The 18791-nt window shown below is 72.2% G+C and carries 13 protein-coding genes and 1 pseudogene; 2 read left to right on the top strand and 12 right to left on the bottom strand.

What is annotated here, in order from left to right:
- Positions 1-39: 39 nt before the first annotated feature.
- From PV721_RS00365 to PV721_RS00340, 6 genes are all read right to left on the bottom strand, one after another.
- Entirely contained in the window at positions 40-600 is a 561-nt protein-coding gene (locus tag PV721_RS00365) for a hypothetical protein (RefSeq protein ID WP_319720695.1), read from the bottom strand.
- 77 nt (positions 601-677) lie between these two features.
- Positions 678-1961: a glutamate-5-semialdehyde dehydrogenase gene (locus tag PV721_RS00360; RefSeq protein ID WP_319720694.1), complete on the bottom strand. Its 1284-nt coding sequence runs from the start codon at positions 1959-1961 to the stop codon at positions 678-680.
- Positions 1962-2325: 364 nt separating this feature from the next.
- Positions 2326-2793: a hypothetical protein gene (locus PV721_RS00355; RefSeq protein WP_319720729.1), complete on the bottom strand. Its 468-nt coding sequence runs from the start codon at positions 2791-2793 to the stop codon at positions 2326-2328.
- 34 nt (positions 2794-2827) lie between these two features.
- The gene (proB, locus tag PV721_RS00350) at positions 2828-3955 is read right to left on the bottom strand and encodes a glutamate 5-kinase (RefSeq protein ID WP_319720693.1); all 1128 of its coding nucleotides are present in this window, start codon (positions 3953-3955) and stop codon (positions 2828-2830) included.
- A 76-nt stretch (positions 3956-4031) separates the two neighbouring features.
- The gene (locus tag PV721_RS00345; RefSeq protein WP_319720692.1) at positions 4032-4460 is read right to left on the bottom strand and encodes a GtrA family protein; all 429 of its coding nucleotides are present in this window, start codon (positions 4458-4460) and stop codon (positions 4032-4034) included.
- Positions 4457-5452 carry a glycosyltransferase family 2 protein gene (locus PV721_RS00340; RefSeq protein WP_319720690.1) on the bottom strand — a complete coding sequence of 332 codons (996 nt, stop codon included), beginning with the start codon at positions 5450-5452 and terminating at the stop codon, positions 4457-4459. The genes PV721_RS00345 and PV721_RS00340 overlap by 4 nt, the downstream gene beginning before the upstream one ends.
- A gap of 189 nt (positions 5453-5641) precedes the next feature.
- On the opposite strand from PV721_RS00340, the gene PV721_RS00335 reads away from it, so the two are divergent.
- Positions 5642-8530: a bifunctional glycosyltransferase family 2 protein/CDP-glycerol:glycerophosphate glycerophosphotransferase gene (locus tag PV721_RS00335; protein ID WP_319720689.1), complete on the top strand. Its 2889-nt coding sequence runs from the start codon at positions 5642-5644 to the stop codon at positions 8528-8530.
- Complete coding sequence (locus PV721_RS00330) at positions 8527-9699, top strand: glycosyltransferase (RefSeq protein ID WP_319720688.1); 1173 nt, start codon at positions 8527-8529, stop codon at positions 9697-9699. The genes PV721_RS00335 and PV721_RS00330 overlap by 4 nt, the downstream gene beginning before the upstream one ends.
- A gap of 97 nt (positions 9700-9796) precedes the next feature.
- Here PV721_RS00330 and galE read toward each other — a convergent pair whose 3' ends face one another.
- The 6 genes and pseudogenes from galE to PV721_RS00300 form a co-directional block, all read right to left on the bottom strand.
- Positions 9797-10810 (bottom strand): UDP-glucose 4-epimerase GalE, encoded by a 1014-nt coding sequence (gene galE / locus PV721_RS00325; RefSeq protein ID WP_319720687.1) that lies wholly within the window; start codon positions 10808-10810, stop codon positions 9797-9799.
- A 62-nt stretch (positions 10811-10872) separates the two neighbouring features.
- Complete coding sequence (locus PV721_RS00320; protein ID WP_319720686.1) at positions 10873-12489, bottom strand: glycosyltransferase family 2 protein; 1617 nt, start codon at positions 12487-12489, stop codon at positions 10873-10875.
- A gap of 70 nt (positions 12490-12559) precedes the next feature.
- A complete protein-coding gene (obgE, locus tag PV721_RS00315) occupies positions 12560-14005 on the bottom strand; it encodes a GTPase ObgE (RefSeq protein ID WP_319720685.1) in 1446 nt (481 codons plus the stop codon).
- Between the two features lie 168 nt (positions 14006-14173).
- Positions 14174-14428 carry a 50S ribosomal protein L27 gene (gene rpmA, locus PV721_RS00310; RefSeq protein WP_030027134.1) on the bottom strand — a complete coding sequence of 85 codons (255 nt, stop codon included), beginning with the start codon at positions 14426-14428 and terminating at the stop codon, positions 14174-14176.
- A gap of 13 nt (positions 14429-14441) precedes the next feature.
- Positions 14442-14762, bottom strand: a complete 321-nt coding sequence (gene rplU, locus PV721_RS00305; protein WP_030013082.1) for a 50S ribosomal protein L21 — start codon at positions 14760-14762, stop codon at positions 14442-14444.
- Between the two features lie 274 nt (positions 14763-15036).
- Positions 15037-18791, bottom strand: a pseudogene (locus PV721_RS00300) (Rne/Rng family ribonuclease).

The following is an 18791-nucleotide window of genomic DNA, read 5'->3' as shown; positions in this document are numbered from 1 at the left end:
AAGCCCCCTACTCGGGCGTACGCGAGTGGGGTCGTACCTTCAGGGTTGGCGGACGGAGGGGTACGTAAACGCGCCGACGCCGGTGACTTCGCGCCTGGGGGTGCTGGCGGGCGCCGGGGCGGGGTCCGACTGGCCCGAGGCGCTGCGGTAGACGGCGCTGAAGGCGAGCGCGACCATGCCGAGGCCCATCACGAAGGCGAGCACCCAGGCGACCGGACGCAGCCAGGGCGACCGGCCGCGGTACGGGCGCAGGCTGCCGCCGTAGGCCCCGTACGGGCCGTAGGTGCCGTCGGGGTAGCCGGGGCCGCGGTCGTCCCAGCCGTGTTCGTCGCCCTCGTAGCCGTCGGGGTGGCCGTAGGCGTATCCGTCGTAGTCGTCGTCGCCCGTCCAGCCGCCGGCCACGGCGCGGGCGGCTTCCGCCTCCGCGCGAGCCCGGTCCGCCGCCCGCTGGCGCTCGGCGGCACTCGGTTCATGGATCTCGGCGTTCCGGACGAAGGCCTCGTCGAACACCACGGAGGCGAAGTCCTGATCCGCGCCTCCGCGGTCGTCGTCGGGCTCCCCGTCGTCCGGGAACGGCTTGCCCCCCACGTCGTCCGGCACAGGGCCAGCCTAGACCTGGGGGGCGCCTTTGGGCAGGGTGTCCGCCGAATTCCGGCCACCCCGCTCCCAGGGGGTGACTACCGAACGTGACCGTCACCGGTGACGATGTACTTCGTCGAGGTGAGCTCGGGAAGGCCCATCGGGCCCCGGGCGTGCAGCTTCTGGGTGGAGATGCCGATCTCGGCGCCGAATCCGAACTGGCCACCGTCCGTGAACCGAGTGGATGCATTCACGGCGACGGTGGTCGAGTCGACCAGCTGGGTGAAGCGGCGCGCGGCGGCCTGCGAGGTGGTCACGATCGCCTCGGTGTGGCCGGAGGTCCAGCGGCGGATGTGGGTGACGGCGTCGTCGAGGGAGTCCACGACGCCGGCGGCGATGTCGTAGGAGAGGTACTCGGCGGCCCAGTCCTCGTCGGTGGCGGGCAGGGCGGTGACCTTGCCTCCTTCGGCCGCGGCCAGGACCCGGGCGTCGCCGTGCACGGTGACGCCGGCGTCGGCGAGCGCGTCGAGGGCGCGTGGCAGGAAGGCGTCGGCGATGTCGCGGTGGACGAGGAGGGTCTCGGCGGAGTTGCAGACGGACGGCCGCTGGGCCTTGGAGTTGACCAGGATGTCCACGGCCATGTCCAGGTCGGCCTGGGCGTCGACGTAGACGTGGCAGTTGCCGGTACCGGTCTCGATGACCGGGACGGTGGACTCCTCGACCACGGTCTTGATGAGGGAGGCTCCGCCGCGCGGGATGAGCACGTCGACGAGGCCGCGGGCGCGCATCAGCTCGCGGACGGAGTCGCGGGACTCGCCGGGGACGAGCTGGATCGCGTCGGCGGGGAGGCCGGCCTCGGTGATGGCGTCGCGGAGGATGGCGACGAGCGCCGTGTTGGAGGCGTAGGCCGAGGAGCTGCCGCGCAGGAGGACCGCGTTGCCGGACTTGAGGCAGAGGGCCGCGGCGTCGACGGTGACGTTGGGGCGGGCCTCGTAGATGATCCCGACGACGCCGAGGGGGACGCGGATCTGCCGGAGGTCGATGCCGTTGGGGAGGGTGGAGCCGCGGACGACCTCGCCGACGGGGTCGGGGAGGGCGGCGACGTCGCGCACGTCGGAGGCGATGGCGGCGACGCGGTCCGGGGTCAGGGTGAGGCGGTCGATGACGGTCTCGCTGGTGCCGGCGGCGCGGGCCTTGTCGGTGTCCACGGCGTTGGCGGCGATGATCTCGGCCGTACGGGCCTCCAGCGCGTCCGCGATCGCCAGCAGGGCCGTGTCCTTGGCGGACCGCGGGAGTGGCGCGATGGCGGCGGCCGCGGTGCGGGCCGCTTGCGCGGTGGCGATGACGGGCGAGGTGGCGGTGGCGGCATCGAGCGAGGTCATGCCGCCCAGGGTAATCCCCCGCCGGTGCCCCGCCGATGGGGTTCCACCCCGCGAGACGCCGCCGCGGGCCGTCTACGGGGCCGCTGCGCGGGGCCTTCTCCCCGCCCCGCCCTTTCGCCGTTTCCCGGGCTCTGCCCGGACCCGGTCCTCAAGCGCCGGACGGGCTGAAAAGAACCTGGGGCTCCGCCCCGGACCCCGTGCCTCGAACGCCGGCGCGGCCGGACGGTCCCCGGCCGGCCGGATGCTCCCCAGCGGGGCCTGGACGGCCCCCGGCCGCGCCAGATGGTCCCCGGGCCGGGGCTGAACGGTCCCCGGCCGGCCGGATGGCCCGGATGGCCCCCGGCGGGCTGCGATGGGGGCCGGGTCAGTACGGGTGCACGCCGACCGGGTGGGCCGGGGGCGGGCCGTAGCCCTCGGCCACGCGTTGGTGGTAGGTGGCGCGGTCGATGACCTCCAGGCCGACGATCTCCCAGGGCGGGAGCTGCGCCGAGGAGCGGTGTTCGCCCCACAGGCGCAGGGCGACGGCCGCCGCGTCGTGGAGGTCGCGGGCCTCTTCCCAGTAGCGGATCTCCGCGTGGTCGTCGGCGTACCGGCTGGTCAGCAGGAACGGGTGGTCGTGGGCCAGCTGTTCCAGCCCGCGCCGGACCTCGGACAGCGGGGCCGGCCTGCCGGAGACGCTCAGGGTCACGTGCCACAGGCGGGAGGCGTGGTCCTGCTCCTCCCCGCCACCGCCGCCGTCACCGTCCCCCGGACCGACGCTGGTCAGCGCTCGTCTCACCAGCCGCCTCCTGTCTCCGCTGCGCGTGTCCGCCCGCCCCTCACAGTTGACCAGTCCCCGGCCCGCCGCGCTGCGCTTTTGCCGAACCTCAGCCCTGCAGCAGGACCAGATCGTCCCGGTGGACGACCTCCCGCTCGTACGCGGGTCCGAGTTCCCGTGCGAGCTCGCGAGTGGAGCGGCCGAGGAGCTGCGGGAGCTCCTTGGCGTCGAAGTTGACCAGGCCCCTGGCCACCGCGCGGCCGTCGGCCGCGCGCAGTTCCACGGGGTCCCCCGCGACGAAGTCGCCCTCGACCGCGGCGATGCCGGCCGGCAGGAGCGAGCTGCCGCGTTCGGTGACGGCGCGCACCGCGCCGTCGTCCAGGACCAGGTGGCCCTGGGGGGTCGAGGCGTGCTGGAGCCAGAGCAGCCGGTCCGCCGAGCGGCGCCCGGTGGCGTGGAAGAGCGTGCCGGTCCCCCGCCCGGCGAGGGCGTCGGCGGCCTGGCTCGCGGAGGTCAGCACCACCGGGATCCCTGCGGCGGCCGCGATCCGGGCCGCCTCGACCTTGGTGACCATGCCGCCGGTGCCCACGCCCGCCTTGCCGGCGCTGCCGATCGAGACGTGCGCGATGTCCTCGGGCCCGTGGACCTCGTCGATCCGGGTGGTGCCGGGCTGGGACGGGTCGCCGTCGTAGAGGCCGTCCACGTCGGAGAGGAGGACGAGGAGGTCGGCGCGGACGAGGTGGGCGACGAGGGCGGCCAGCCGGTCGTTGTCGCCGAAGCGGATCTCGTCCGTGGCGACGGTGTCGTTCTCGTTGACGACCGGGAGGGCGCCCATGGCGAGCAGCTGGTCGAGGGTGCGGTACGCGTTGCGGTAGTGGGCGCGGCGGCTGGTGTCGTCCGTGGTGAGCAGCACCTGGCCGACACGCACGCCGTAGCGGGCGAAGGAGGCGGTGTAGCGGGCGACGAGCAGGCCCTGGCCGACACTGGCGGCGGCTTGCTGGCGGGCCAGGTCCTTGGGGCGCCGGCGCAGGCCGAGCGGGGAGAGTCCCGCGGCGATGGCTCCGCTGGAGACGAGGACGATCTCCTTCTCCCCGCCGCTGCGGGCCTTGGCCAGGACGTCGACCAGCGCGTCCACCCGGTCGGCGTCGAGGCCGCCGGCCGCGGTGGTCAGGGAGGAGGAGCCGACCTTGACCACGATCCTGCGGGCGTCCACGACACCTTGCCTAGCCGCTGACACGTCTGTCCCCTTGCCCCTTGCCGAAATGCCTGCCACCTCAATCTACGGGGTGGGCCCGAAGGGCTGCTCGGGGGTTTCAGACCCTGGACGGGCCGTCGTGCGCGTGCTCCGGCTCGGGGGCCCGCGCGGCGCCCGGCACGAGGATCTTGCGGGAGAGGAGGAAGGTGAACGGGATGGCCACGATCGCCGCGACCAGCGGGGCGATCCGGGTGTCCATCCCGGACCAGGTCACCAGGGCGTAGAGGCCGGCCGACTGGATCACGTAGTTGGTGACGTTCGTCAGCGGGAAGAGGAGGAACTTCTTCCAGGTCGGCCGGGTCCGGTAGGTGAAGTAGGTGTTCATGAAGAACGAGCCGACCATCGCCAGCACGAAGGCGAGGGAGTAGGCCGCGAAGTACGGCATCCACGGGTGCAGCAGGAGGTAGATGCCGAAGAACGTGCCGGTGTTGACGCCGCCGACGAGGGCGAAGCGGAAGATCTGGCCGAGCTGGTCCCTGCGGCTCATCGGGCGCTGCGCTCCACGATGGGGGGCTCCGCCGCCGGCCCGGTCCGGCCGTCGCGCGGGGGCTGCTCCGAGCCGTGCGACTCCTTCACCAGGAAGTGCGGCCGGCGCTTGGTCTCGTAGTAGATGCGGCCGATGTACTCGCCGATGAGGCCGAGCATGATCAGCTGGACGCCGCCCAGTCCGGTGATGATCGCCACGAGGGTGACGTACCCCGGGGACTCGACGCCGTTGGTGATCGCCATGATCGTGATCCACAGCGCGTACAGGCCGGTCAGGGCGACCAGCGACACGCCGAACCAGATCCCGATGCGCAGCGGCCGGTTGTTGAAGGAGATCAGGCCGTCCATGCCGTAGTTCAGCAGGGAGCCGAACTTCCACTTCGTCTCACCGGCCTCGCGCTGCGCGTTGCGGTAGTCGAAGTGGACGGTGTCGAAGCCGATCCAGGAGAAGAGGCCCTTGGAGAAGCGGTTGTACTCCGGCAGCGACAGCAGGGCGTCCACGGCCGGGCGCGACAGCATGCGGAAGTCTCCGACGCCGTCGGTGAGCTCCACGTCGACCCAGCGGTTGACGCCCCGGTAGTAGAGGCGGCTGAGGGCGGAGCGGAGCTTCTTGTCGCCCTCGCGCGTGCGGCGGGCGATGATCTGGTCGTGGCCCTGCCGGTAGAGCTCCAGCATGCGCGCGATGAGCTCCGGCGGGTGCTGGAGGTCGGCGTCCATGATCACGACGGCGTCGCCGGTGGCCTCGCGCAGGCCGGCGAGCATGCCGGCCTCCTTGCCGAAGTTGCGGCTGAAGGAGACGAAGCGCGTCCGGTCGCCGTGCTCCGCGGCGATCTTCCGCAGCTTGCCGAGGGTGCCGTCGCGGCTGCCGTCGTCGACGTAGCAGATCTCGTACTCGACGGGGAGGGTGTCCAGGACCCTGCGGACCTCCGCGTCGAAGCTGTCGATGACGGCCTCTTCGTTGTAGCAAGGGACAACTACGGACAGCTTCGTCATGAACACTTCCTGCTGGGTCCGAACGGGTGATTGTCGGCGACCGGACCGACCTCTCACCTCTTCCTTAGAAGTATGCACGGCGAGGGTGGAGCGTCGGTCGGCCTGCCCTGAGCCGAGAGCGGTACACGGTAGCTTTGACGAGATAAGCGGAATGAGCTGAACGAAACGCAACGAAACGAAGGGATCGAGGTGCACGTGCCCGACGTCTCCGTGGTCGTCATCGTCTACAACGACGCAGAGCGTCTGTCGACAGCAGTCCAGTCGGTTCTGGACCAGACCCTGCACGGGGTCGAAGTCGTGATCGTCGACGACTGCAGCAAGGACCGCTCCTACGCGGTCGCCCAGGAACTGGAGGCCGCGCATCCGGGCAGAGTGCGCGCCTTCCAGCTGCCGGAGAACAGCGGTGGGTGCGGCGCGCCGCGCAACCACGGCATCCGGCAGGCCACCGGAACGTACGTGATGTTCCTCGACAGCGACGACGTCCTGGAGCGCAACGCCTGCCGGAACATGCTGCAGGCCGCCGAGCGGACCGGCTCCGACCTGGTGTCGGGCATGTGCGTACGCGTGCACCTCGACAACCGGTGGGGGAAGACCACCGAGTGGTACCCCTGGATCTACTCGCGCACGCGCACGCTGGAATCGATCACCGAGTTCCCCGACCTGCTGGTCTACGACACCCTCTCCACGAACAAGTGCTACCGGCGCGCGTTCCTGCTGGAGCAGGGCCTGGAGTTCCCGGTCGGCATCCACTACGAGGACCTGCTCTTCTCCGCGCAGGCGTACGTGGCGGCCCGCCGCATCACGCTGATCCCGAACCACGTCTACTTCTGGAACGTGGTCGAGAAGGCCTCCGCCAAGTCGATCAGCAACCGGCGCCACGAGATCGCGAACTTCGTCCACCGGATGGAGATCCACCGCCGCGTCGACCAGCTGCTGGCGGCGAAGGGGCACGCGGACATCAAGTCCGCGAAGGACGCCAAGTTCGTCAAGCACGACCTGGTGCTGCACCTGCGCGACCTGCCGCTGCTGAGCGACGAGTACCGCCAGGAGTTCGCCCGGCTGGCCAACGGCTACCTCGCGGGGATCGACCCGACCGCGTACGAGAACGTCACCTACCTCCAGGCGATCTGCGCCTACCTGCTGGGCAAGGAGGACTGGGACAACCTGCTCCCGGCCGCCGACGCCATGACCAACAAGGGCCGGCTCACCTCCCCGCTCGCCGAACGCGACGGCCGCGTCTACTGGTGCGCGCGGCACATCGACAGCCCCGACCCCGCCGAGGCCGCCGAGGCCCGGCGGATACTGGACGTCACCGAGCAGGCCTTCCACACCACGCCGCTCACCTCCCTCACCGTGGGCAACCGCCTCACCTCCTACGAGGACGACGGCCGCGGCACCGTCACGCTGTCCGGCTCCGTCGTGAATCCGCTGGGCCGGATCCCCGCCGACGCCGATCTGAAGGCCACGCTCGAATTCAGGGCCCGCCGGCAGGTCGGCGTGCGTTCCTTCGGCTTCCCGGTGACAACCGTGCGCCACGCCGGTGACACGATCGAGTGGACCGTCACCGCCGACGTCGCGAGCACCGTCCGCCCCCTCGGCATCATCGACGCCGTCTGGGACGTCCGCCTCAAGCTGACCGCGGGAGGCGAGCGGATCACCACCCGCGTCTCGGTCGGCGGGGTCGACCTCGACTCGGCGGCCCGGCTGCGCGTGCGCCCGCGGCTGACGCGGCTGGTCTCCGACCGCTTCGGGCCCGAGGTGACCAAGAAGGGCAACCTCAGCTACGTCCTGACCGCCGAGAGCGCCGCCGCCGTCCGCACCCAGTCGCTGATCAACAACGCCATACAGGGCAAGGCGGCCGGCGTGGTCAAGCGGGGCCTGCGCAAGGCGCTGCGGGCCCGCCGGAACATGGGCTCCGGCGAGCAGAAGGTGAAGCTGTACCACGAGGTCTTCTCGAAGCTGCCGGTCAAGAAGGGCACGGTCGTCTTCGAGAGCCACATGGGCAAGCAGTACAGCGACAGCCCCAAGGCGATCTACGAGGAGATGGTGCGCCAGGGCGTGCCGTTCGAGGCGATCTGGTCGTACGCGGGCGCCAAGCCCACCGGCTTCCCCAAGGAGGCCACCCTGGTGCGGCGCTGGAGCTGGCCCTACCTGCGGGCCCTGGCCCAGGCCGAGTACTGGGTCGACAACCAGGGCTTCCCGCTGGCGCTGGCCAAGCGCCCGGGCACCACGTACATCCAGACCTGGCACGGCTCCGCGCTCAAGCGGATGGGCTTCCACGAGCCCCGCACCAAGGCGCAGGGGCGGGCCGGCCAGAAGCGATTCCAGGAGGCGGTCGACCGCTTCGACCACTTCCTGATCCGCTCCGAGCACGACACCCGCACCCTCGCCAAGGGCTTCCGGCTGCGCGACGAGGTGCTGCTGCGCACGGGCTACCCGCGCAACGACGCCCTCGTGGAGGCGCACCGGACCGAGGTGCAGAGCGGTGAGCGGGTCCGCGGACCCCTGGCGGCCGAGCTCGGCATCGACCCGGACAAGAAGGTGCTGCTGTACGCGCCGACCTTCCGGGCGGGTGCGGACGGCGCGGTGGAGGGCTTCACCTTCCCCTTCGACGTGGAGGAGTTCGCGGACCGGCTCGGCGACCGCTTCACGCTGCTGGTGCGGACCCACTACCTCAACAGCGTCTCCCTGCCGCCGTCGGTCGCCGGCCGCGTCCTCGACGTGTCCCGGCACCACGACATCACCCCGCTGCTGGCCCTCGCCGACGGACTGATCACCGACTACTCGTCCGTGATGTTCGACTACGCGGTCCTGGACCGGCCGATGCTGTTCTTCGCGTACGACTACGAGAAGTACGCGACGGACATCCGCGGCACGTACTTCGACCTGAAGGAGAAGGCCCCGGGCCCGGTGGTGGCGACGGCGGACGAACTCCTGCAGGCGATCGCCGCCTTCGAGGAGGCGGACGCCAAGTACGCCCAGGCGCGCGAGCGCTTCCTCGCCGAGTTCGGCGAGTACGACCGCGGGGACGCGGCCCGCCAGATCGTCGAGAAGTTCTTCACCAGGAGCGGCAAGTGAGCCAGGAGACCACCACCCCGGGCGGCCGTGACATCTTCATCGTCTCCAACAACGTAGACGAGCTCGGCGGCGTGACCACCTGGTCGCACCAGATGGCCCGGCTGTTCACGGACCGCGGCCACCGGGTGCACATCGTCGGCATCGCCCCGGTCGCCGAGGAGATCCGGCAGAAGCTGCCGCAGGACCTGCCGTACGCGATGACCACGCTCTACGACGCCCACCCGCCGTCGGCCCGCCGGCTGCGCGGGATCAAGGGCCGGCTGAACGCGCCCGAGCGGCGCCGTCAGGCGGCCCGGCGGGCGAAGATGCGGGCCAAGGCGGAGCAGCTGAGCGAGCTGCTGCGCGCAGCCCGTCCCGGCGGTGTGGTCATCGTCACGCAGGTCTGGGCGATGGAGTGGGTGGCGCTCGCCGACACCAAGGGGCTCACCGTCATCGGCATGAGCCACGAGTCGTTCGAGGCCAGCCAGAAGTCCACCCGCGGCGAGCGGGTCCGCCGCTACTACCCGGAGGTCGACCGGCTGCTGGTGCTGACGGCCGAGGACGCGGACCTGTGGATCCGGGCGGGCATGGAGAACGTCGGCAGCATGCCGAACCCGCTGCCCTTCATGCCCGACACGCCCGCCCCGCGCACGGAGAAGGTCGTGGCGTGCGTCGGCCGCCTCGCCTTCGAGAAGGGCGTCGACCTGCTGCTCGACGCGTGGGCGGACGCCGCGCCGCACCACCCCGACTGGGTCCTGCGGATCTACGGGGCGGGCGCGGAGGAGCAGGCGCTGCGGGCGCACTGCACCTCGCTGGGCCTGGACGACTCCGTGGAGTGGATGGGCAGCACGGACGACGTGCTGGGTGCCCTGCGCGGGGCCTCGGTCTTCGCCCAGGCCTCGCGGGCCGAGGGCTTCCCGATCACGCTGCTGGAGGCGATGGCGGCGGGGGTTCCGGCGGCCGCCTTCGACTGCGCGCCGGGCGTGCGGGAGATCGTCGAGCACGGCGAGGACGGGCTGCTGGCCCGGCTCGGCAACACGATGGAGCTGGCCGGGCACCTGCACACGCTGATGTCCGACCGTGAACTGCGCGACCGGCTCGGCGACAACGCCTTCCACGCGGTGAAGCGGTACTCCAGCGCCGACATCACCGACCGGTGGGAAGAACTGTTCACCTTCCTGGAGCGCTGACCGGCCCCGCCGCGCACCACGAAGCCGCCCGCCCCGGATGCGATCCGGGGCGGGCGGCTTCGTGTTCCTGGCTCTTTACCGGGACTGCGCAGGCCGGTCAGGCCTTGTGGACGTCCTTGTGGCGGTCCGTGCGGGCGGCCTTGTTGGCCTCCCAGCCCGCCCAGGCGGAGGTGACCATCTCGCGGACGTCGTGGCGGGCCTTCCAGCCCAGCTCGCTGGTGATCTTGTCGGCCGAGGCCACGACCTTCGCCGGGTCGCCGGCGCGGCGGGGGCTGATCACCGGCGGGTGGTCGTGCCCGGTGTTCTTGTTCAGGAGCGCCACCATCTCGGCGACCGAGACTCCCTCGCCGCGCCCGATGTTGACGGTGAGGTCCTTGTACTCGCCGGCCGCGCCCCACTCGGCGAGCTTGCGGGCCGCCGCCACGTGGGCCTCCGCGAGGTCCTCCACGTGGATGTAGTCGCGGATGCAGGTGCCGTCCGGGGTCGGGTAGTCGTTACCGAAGATCTTGGCGCCCTCGCCGGCGTCGTAGCGCTCGAAGACCATCGGGACCAGGTTGAAGACGCCGGTGTCGGCGAGCTCGGGGGTCGCCGCGCCCGCCACGTTGAAGTAGCGCAGGCAGGCCGTGGAGATGCCGTGCGCCTTGCCTGCGGCGCGCACCAGCCACTCGCCGGCCAGCTTCGTCTCGCCGTAGGGGCTCAGCGGCGCGCAGGGGGTGTCCTCGGTGACCAGGTCCACGTCGGGCATGCCGTAGACGGAGGCGGAGGAGGAGAAGAGGAAGTTGCGGATGCCCGCGTCGGCCACGGCCTGGAGCAGGACCGTCAGGCCCTGCACGTTCTCGTGGTAGTAGTACAGCGGCTTCTCGACGGACTCGCCGACCTGCTTCTTGCCCGCGAGGTGCACCACGCCGGTGATCTTGTGCGCGCGGATGGTCTTGTCCAGCGTCAGCCGGTCCAGGACGGAGCCGACCACCAGCGGGACGCCCTCCGGGACGCGGTCCTCGTTGCCCGTGGAGAGGTCGTCGAGCACGACGACCTTCTCCCCCGCGAGCAGCATCGCGCGGACGACGTGCGCGCCGATGTAACCGGCGCCACCGGTGATCAGAAACGTCATGTGTATCTCCTTGGTCCTGTCCGACTTCGGTGGGGAAAAGCACAGCGGTGCGGAAGCGGCCGTCAGCCCGCCCCGCGGCCTGCCCGGGCCCGGTGGAGGCGGTTGCGCACGAGGTACAGCGCTCCCTCGGCGCCGGGCGCGAGGCGCAGCGCGAGGGCGCCGGCCCCCGTCCGGTAGGGCTGCGCCAGCAGAACACCGTACCGGCTGCTGGGCAGGGCCCGGCGGCGGAGCAGGCGGCCCCCGGGGCGCAGGGAGGTGAACACCGAGCTCCCGTCGGCGCACTCCACCCGCACCCCGACGTTCCAGGCCTGCATCCGGCGCAGCCCCTGGCGGCGGCCCGTGACGGCCAGGTCGGCCAGGCGGAAGGGCAGCACCGCGATCCAGCCGTCGTTGCGGTCGGGGCGCAGCTCGACCGGCTGGGCGAGGACCGGCTCGGCTCCCGCGCGCGGCATGAAGCTCAGCTGCACGGTCCGGGGCCTGGCCTTGGCGAGGCGGCCGTACAGGTCGTGCAGGCGGACGCGGACGGCGCCGCGTCCGGCCGGTTCGGCGTCGACGGTGACGGGCAGTTCGCCGACCGGAAGCCCGGCCAGGCCGTCCAGCTCCACCGGGAGCTCCTCGCTCCACACCGGGGCGCCGGTGGGGCCGACCGCGTACGGAGGCAGCAGCCGCGGCGGTTCGGCGGCCAGCCGGGTGAGCCGGCCGACGTCGGCGGGCGGGGTCGCGGTCGCGCGCAGCACCCGTACGATCCAGCGGGCATGGGCGGCGGTGGACTCAATGTCGGCCTCGTCGAAGGTGTCGAGGTACTCGCGGGTGAGGGTCCACCAGGCGGCCTGGTATCCGGGGTCCTTGCCGAGCTCGCGCAGGTACATGCGCAGGTCGTACTCCAGGAACTTCACCTGGCAGGCGCTGCCCAGCTCCGGGGAGGCGGCGGCGAGGGTCCGGGCGGCCGTGCGGTGGGCCTCGACACGGGCGCGCCAGTTCCCGACGTCCTTGCGGTCGAGGGAGATCGACACCTGGGCGGCGCTGCGCCGCACGTGCCACACGTAGACGAGGTCGCCGGTGACGGCGATGCGGGGAGCCGCGGCCAGTACGCGCGCGGTGAAGACGAAGTCCTCGTAGACGAACCGGCCGTCGGGGAAGCGCAGGCCGTGTTCCCGGAGGAAGGCGCGCTCGTAGAGCTTGTTGACGCAGAGGGTGTCGCGGACGAGCTCGGGCCGGTCCGCCGGCCGCTCGATGACGTCGCCGGGCGTGTAGAGCCCGGGCATCCACGGCACGTCGTGGTGCTGGGGCAGCTCGCGCCGGACCGCCGCACCGACGGTGACGGGGGCGCCGTGCTCCTCGGCGGTGCGCACCAGCGCGTCGGCCGCACCCGGCGGCAGGACGTCGTCGCTGTCCAGGAAGAGGACGTACTTCCCGGACGCGACCGCGATCCCGTCGTTGCGCGGGGTGCCGCACCCCCCGCTGTTCTCCGTGCGGTGCACGACCTTGAGGCGGGGGTGCGCGGCCGCCAGCTCGTCCAGCACCCGCGCGGTGCCGTCGGACGAGGCGTCGTTCACCGCGATGACCTCGGCGACCACCGGGCCCTGGGCGAGGGCCGAGGAGACGGCCTCGCCCACGAGCCCGGCGTCGTTGTACGCGATGACCACGACGGAGACCGTGGGGAGGTTGCTGCTGTTCACCCGAAGGATCCTAGGCGACCCACATAAAGACGCCTTCAAACCCTCCGGGTCGGATTCCCTCGGTAGGGGACTAGAACGGCCGGAATTCGTCGTACTCCTTCTGCGCCGAGTCCCCGCGCTGGGCTTCCTTGTCCTTGCGCCGGGTGGTGGCCGGACGCGGGGCGTCAAGACGGTGGTCCTCGCCGCGGCGGCCCAGCATCTCGGCGCCGGCCATCACGGTCGGCTCCCAGTCGAAGACGACCGCGTTCTCGTCGGAGCCGATGGCCACGCCGTCACCGGCGCGGGCGCCGGCCTTCTTGAGCGCCTCCTCGACGCCGAGGCGGTTGAGGCGGTCGGCGAGGTAGCCGACGGCCTCGTCGTTGTTGAAGTCGGTCTGACGGACCCAGCGCTCCGGCTTCTCGCCGCGCACGTTGTAGACGTCCTCGACCTCGTCGTAGGTGACGGTGAAGCCGGCGTCGTCCACGGCCTTCGGACGGATGACGATGCGGGTCGCCTCCTCCTTGGGCTTGCGGGCGCGGGCCTTGGCGATGACCTCGGCGAGGAAGTAGGAGAGCTCCTTCAGGCCCGTACGGGCGACCGCGGAGACCTCGAAGACCTTGTAGCCGCGCGCCTCCAGGTCCGGGCGGACCATGTCGGCGAGCTCCTGGCCGTCCGGGATGTCGACCTTGTTCAGGACGACGAGGCGCGGACGCTTCTCCAGGCCGCCGCCGTAGAGCTTGAGCTCCTCCTCGATGACGTCGAGGTCGGCGATCGGATCGCGGTCGGACTCCAGGGTGGCGGTGTCCAGGACGTGCACGAGCACCGAGCAGCGCTCGACGTGGCGCAGGAACTCCAGGCCCAGGCCACGGCCCTGGCTGGCGCCGGGGATCAGGCCGGGGACGTCGGCGATCGTGTAGACGGTCGAGCCGGCGGTGACGACGCCCAGGTTCGGGACGAGGGTGGTGAAGGGGTAGTCCGCGATCTTCGGCTTGGCCGAGGAGAGGACAGAGATCAGCGAGGACTTGCCGGCGCTGGGGAAGCCGACCAGCGCCACGTCGGCGACGGTCTTGAGCTCCAGGACGATGTCGCCGGTGGTGCCGGGGACGCCCAGGAGCGCGAAGCCGGGCGCCTTGCGGCGGGCGGAGGAGAGCGCGGCGTTGCCGAGACCGCCGCGGCCGCCCTCGGCCGCCACGTAGGTGGTGCCCTGACCGACGAGGTCGGCGAGGACGTTGCCCTCCTTGTCGAGGACGACGGTGCCGTCCGGCACGGGCAGGACCAGGTCCTGGCCGTCCTTGCCGGAGCGGTTGCCGCCCTCGCCGGGCTTGCCGTTGGTGGCCTTGCGGTGGGGGCTGTGGTGGTAGTCCAGCAGGGTCGTGATCGCCTGCTCCACCACCAGGATGACGTCGCCGCCACGGCCGCCGTTTCCGCCGTCGGGGCCGCCGAGCGGCTTGAACTTCTCCCGGTGAACGGAGGCGCAGCCGTGGCCCCCGTTACCCGCGGCGACGTGCAGCTCGACGCGGTCCACGAAGGTGGTCATGGTTGTTCCTCCAGTTACATGCGGGAATGTCCCGGACAGGCCTTGCTGTCCATTAAAACGTCTGTACGTACCAACGCGCCGAGGGCGGACCTCTCTTCCCGGCTGACGCCGGGAAGAGCTGAGATCCGCCCTCGGGAAGTTACGAACGCTCGATCAGCCGAAGCTGGATCAGGCGGCCGGAACGATGTTGACGACCTTGCGGCCACGGTGCGTGCCGAACTGCACGGCACCCGCCTGCAGCGCGAACAGCGTGTCGTCGCCACCACGGCCGACACCCGAACCCGGGTGGAAGTGGGTGCCACGCTGGCGGACGAGGATCTCGCCGGCGGAGACGACCTGACCGCCGAAGCGCTTCACGCCGAGCCGCTGGGCATTGGAGTCGCGCCCGTTCCGGGTGGACGATGCGCCCTTCTTGTGTGCCATGTCTCAGTCCCTCTTACTTCGCAGCCGCGGGGATACCGGTGACCTTGATCGCCGTGTACTGCTGGCGGTGACCCTGGCGACGGCGGTAGCCGGTCTTGTTCTTGTAGCGCAGGATGTCGATCTTGGCGCCCTTGTGGTGGTCCACGACCTCGGCCGTGACCTTGATACCGGCCAGCACCCACGGGTCGCTGGTCACGGCTTCGCCGTCGACAACGAGCAGGGTCGAGAGCTCGACCGTGTCGCCAACCTTGGCAGTGGAAATCTTGTCAACCTCAACGATGTCGCCGACAGCAACCTTGTGCTGGCGACCACCGCTGCGCACGATGGCGTACACGCGGATCTCTCTCTCACTCGGGACGGATGCTCCTGAAGCCAGCCGCTCAGGCGGGCCGGGGCCCACGCTGATCCGGATTGGACGAGCGGCCTCTCCCGTACAGCGCTTGCGCGCGGCATAGCGGGAGGAAGGTGCTCAGGAGCGCGGCGCACACTGGACGGATTCGTCCAAGACACGCCGACGGTCTAGGTTACGGGGCCGGTTCCGGAGGGTCAAACCGGGTCCCGCACGGCCGCGGGCCCGCCGCTCGGCGGGGCCCGCGGTCATGAGCGGATCAGGCTTCGGTCGGAGCCGACACGGAGGGCAGCGTCTGCTGCTCCGCCGCCGCGGTCTTCTTCGTCGCCCGCTTCGCCGCGGTCTTCTTGGTGGTGGCCGCCTTCTTGGCCACGGTCTTCTTGGCGGCCGCCGCCTTCTTGGCCGGGGCCTTCTTCGCCGTGGCCGCCTTCTTGGCCGGAGCCTTCTTGGCGGCCTTCTTCGCCGGTGCGGCCTCCTCGGCCGGTGCGGCCTCCTCGGCGGGCGCCGGGGCCTCGGTCACCGGGGCGGCCTCCACGACCACCACGGCGGCCTCTGCCGCGCCTGCCGGGGACCCGGCGGGCGCCGTGGCCTTACGGGTGGCACGCCGGCGCGGACGCGCCGGTGCGGCCTCCGCCACGGGGGCCTCCTCGACCACGGCCACGGGCTCGGGCTCGACGACGGCCGGCTCGGGCTCGACGACGGGCTCGGGCTCCGGCACGACGACCGGCTCCGGGGCCGCCTCGGCCGCGGGGGCCGGGGCGCCCGCCGGGGCGGTGGCCTTACGGGTCGCACGGCGACGGGTACGGCCCTTGGGGGCCTCCTCCGCCACGGCCTCGGCCACGGCTTCGACGACGGCCTCCGGCTCGGGCTCGGGCACCAGCACCGTGTCGGCCGGCTCGGTCACCGGCTCGGTCACCGGCTCGGTCTCGGCCACCGGGGCCGGGGCCTGCGCCGGAGCGACCGCACCGCGCGGGGCGCCCGCCGGAGCGGTCGCCTTGCGGGTGGCGCGGCGCCGGTTGCGGCGGCTGCTCAGGCCCGCAGCGGCCTCGGCCTCGGCCGGGCTGCTGTAGAGCTCCTCGTCCGCGACGAACTCCGGCTCGGGCAGCGCACGCGGGGCGGCGGCCTCGGCAGCCACCTCCGCCTCGGACTCGAAGCCCTCCACCTCGACCGTCTCGACCTCGTGGTCGTGCTGGTCGAACTCGCCGCGGCCACCGCGACGCTTCGAGCGCTTGCCGTTGCCACCGCCGCCGACCGCGGTCGGCGTCTCCATGTGCACGATGACACCGCGGCCGTTGCAGTGGACACAGGTCTCGGAGAAGGACTCCAGCAGGCCCTGGCCCACCCGCTTGCGGGTCATCTGGACCAGGCCCAGCGAGGTGACCTCGGCCACCTGGTGCTTCGTACGGTCGCGGCCCAGGCACTCCAGCATGCGCCGCAGGACCAGGTCGCGGTTGGACTCCAGGACCATGTCGATGAAGTCGATGACGACGATGCCGCCCAGGTCGCGCAGCCGCAGCTGGCGCACGATCTCCTCGGCCGCCTCCAGGTTGTTCCTGGTGACGGTCTCTTCGAGGTTGCCGCCCTGACCGGTGAACTTGCCGGTGTTGACGTCGATGACGATCATCGCCTCGGTTTTGTCGATCACAAGCGAGCCGCCCGAGGGCAGCCACACCTTGCGGTCGAGCGCCTTGGCGAGCTGCTCGTCGATCCGGTACGTCGCGAAGACGTCGACCTCGGAGGTCCAGCGCGACAGCCGGTCGGCCAGGTCCGGGGCCACGTGGTTCACGTAGCCGTGGATGGTCTCCCACGCGCCGTCACCGCTGACGATGACCTTCGAGAAGTCCTCGTTGAAGATGTCGCGCACGACGCGGACGGTCATGTCCGGCTCGCCGTACAGGAGGCTCGGCGAAGAGGTCGAGATCTGCTTCGACTTCTTCTGGATGTCCTCCCACTGGGCCTGCAGACGCTCGACGTCGCGGCGCAGCTCGTCCTCGCTCGCGCCCTCGGCGGCGGTGCGCACGATGACGCCCGCGTCCTCGGGGACGATCTTCTTGAGGATGGTCTTCAGGCGCGCGCGCTCGGTGTCGGGGAGCTTGCGGCTGATGCCGGTCATCGAGCCCTCGGGCACGTAGACCAGGTAGCGGCCGGGCAGCGAAACCTGGCTGGTCAGGCGGGCGCCCTTGTGGCCGATCGGGTCCTTGGTGACCTGCACGAGGACCGACTGGCCGGACTTGAGGGCGGACTCGATGCGGCGCGGCCCGTTGGCCATGCCGAGCGCCTCGAAGTTGACCTCACCGGCGTACAGGACCGCGTTGCGGCCCTTGCCGATGTCGATGAAGGCGGCCTCCATCGACGGCAGCACGTTCTGGACCTTGCCCAGGTAGACGTTGCCGACGTAGGAGGTGGCCTCCTCCTTGTTCACGTAGTGCTCGACGAGGACGTTGTCCTCCAGCACGCCGATCTGGGTGCGCTCGCCGGCCTGGCGGACGACCATGACGCGCTCGACGGCCTCGCGGCGGGCCAGGAACTCGGCCTCGGTGATGATCGGGACGCGGCGGCGGCCCTGCTCGCGGCCCTCGCGGCGGCGCTGCTTCTTCGCCTCCAGGCGGGTCGAGCCCTTGATGGACTGGACCTCGTCGGACGGCTCGGCCTTCTCACGGGCCGGGCGCGGCTCGCGGACCTTGACGACGGTGCGCACACCGTCCTCGTCGCCCGCTTCGGCGGCCTCGGCGGCGGTGTCGCCACTACGGCGACGGCGACGGCGGCGACGGCGGCTGGAGCTGGAGCCGAGTGCCTCCTCGGCCTCGTCCTCTTCCTCCTCGTCGGCCTCGTGCTCGGCGGACTCGGCCTCGGCCTCGGCCTCCTCCTCGGCGGACTCGTCGAGGTCGGCGGCCTCACCGCGGCGGCGGCGACGGCCACCACGGCGGCGGCGGCGCGACGGGCGCTCGCCCGACTCGTCGCCCTCTTCGAACTCCGCGGACTCCTCTTCGAGCTCCGCCTCGGGCTCCTCCTCGGCGAGAACCTCGGGCAGGGAGACCGGCGCGGACTCGGCGGCCGGGGCGGGCTCGGCGGCGCCGCGCCCACGGCGACGGCGGCGGCCGGCGGGCTGCGGGGCGGGGGTCTGGACGACCTCGGCCTCGACCTCCGTCTCCTCCTCCTCGAGCTCGTCGGCCGGGGCGGCGGCGCGGGCGGCCGCGGCGGCCATGGCGGCCGTCTCGGGGGTCTGGAACATCGGCTCGGCGAAGACCGGGGCCTGGAAGACGGCCACGGCGGGGCGCGCGGCGGCGGCCGCCGCGCTTCGGGGAGTCCAGGGCGTCGGCGACGGTGAAGGCGCGGGCGGCGGCCTTGGGGGCCTCCTCCACGACCGGCTCGGCCTCGGCGGCCGGAGCCTCGACGACGGCCGGCGGCGGCCTCGGCGGCCGGAGCGGCCACGGCGCGCGTGGCACGGCGACGGGCACGCGGGGCGGGAGCGGCCGGAGCCTCCTCCTCGACCACGGGCGCGACCTCGGCCGCGGGAGCCTCGACGACGGCGGCGGCCTCGGCGGCCGGAGCGGCCACGGCGCGCGTGGCACGGCGACGGGCACGCGGGGCGGGAGCGGCCGGAGCCTCCTCCTCGACCACGGGCGCGGCCTCGGCGGCCGGAGCCTCCGGAGCGGTCACGGCGCGCGTGGCGCGGCGACGGGCACGCGGGGCGGGAGCGGCGGCGGGCTCCTCGGCGACCGGGGCGGCGGGGGCCTCGACGACGACGGCCTCGGCCGGCGTCTCGGGAGCGGCCACGGCGCGGGTCGCGCGGCGGCGGGGACGTGCGGGGGCGGCGGCCGGAGCGGCCTCCGCCGCACTCGCCTGGGGGTCGGCCGGGGCGGCCTCCGTCACCGGGGTCACCTCTGCGGTGGCCCCGCCGGGCGGGCCGGCGGGCCGGGAAGCGGCGCGGCGACGCCTGCGCGGCGGCAGGTTGTCGCTGGGGCTGCCGCTGTCGGCGTTACCTGCGGTGGTGTCGTTTTCGTTGTTGAGCAT

Source organism: Streptomyces sp. MB09-01 (genome assembly GCF_033794505.1).
Taxonomy (GTDB): domain Bacteria; phylum Actinomycetota; class Actinomycetes; order Streptomycetales; family Streptomycetaceae; genus Streptomyces.
The sequence above is the reverse complement of the archived record's forward strand: the minus strand, read 5'-3'. Positions and strand labels throughout refer to the sequence as shown.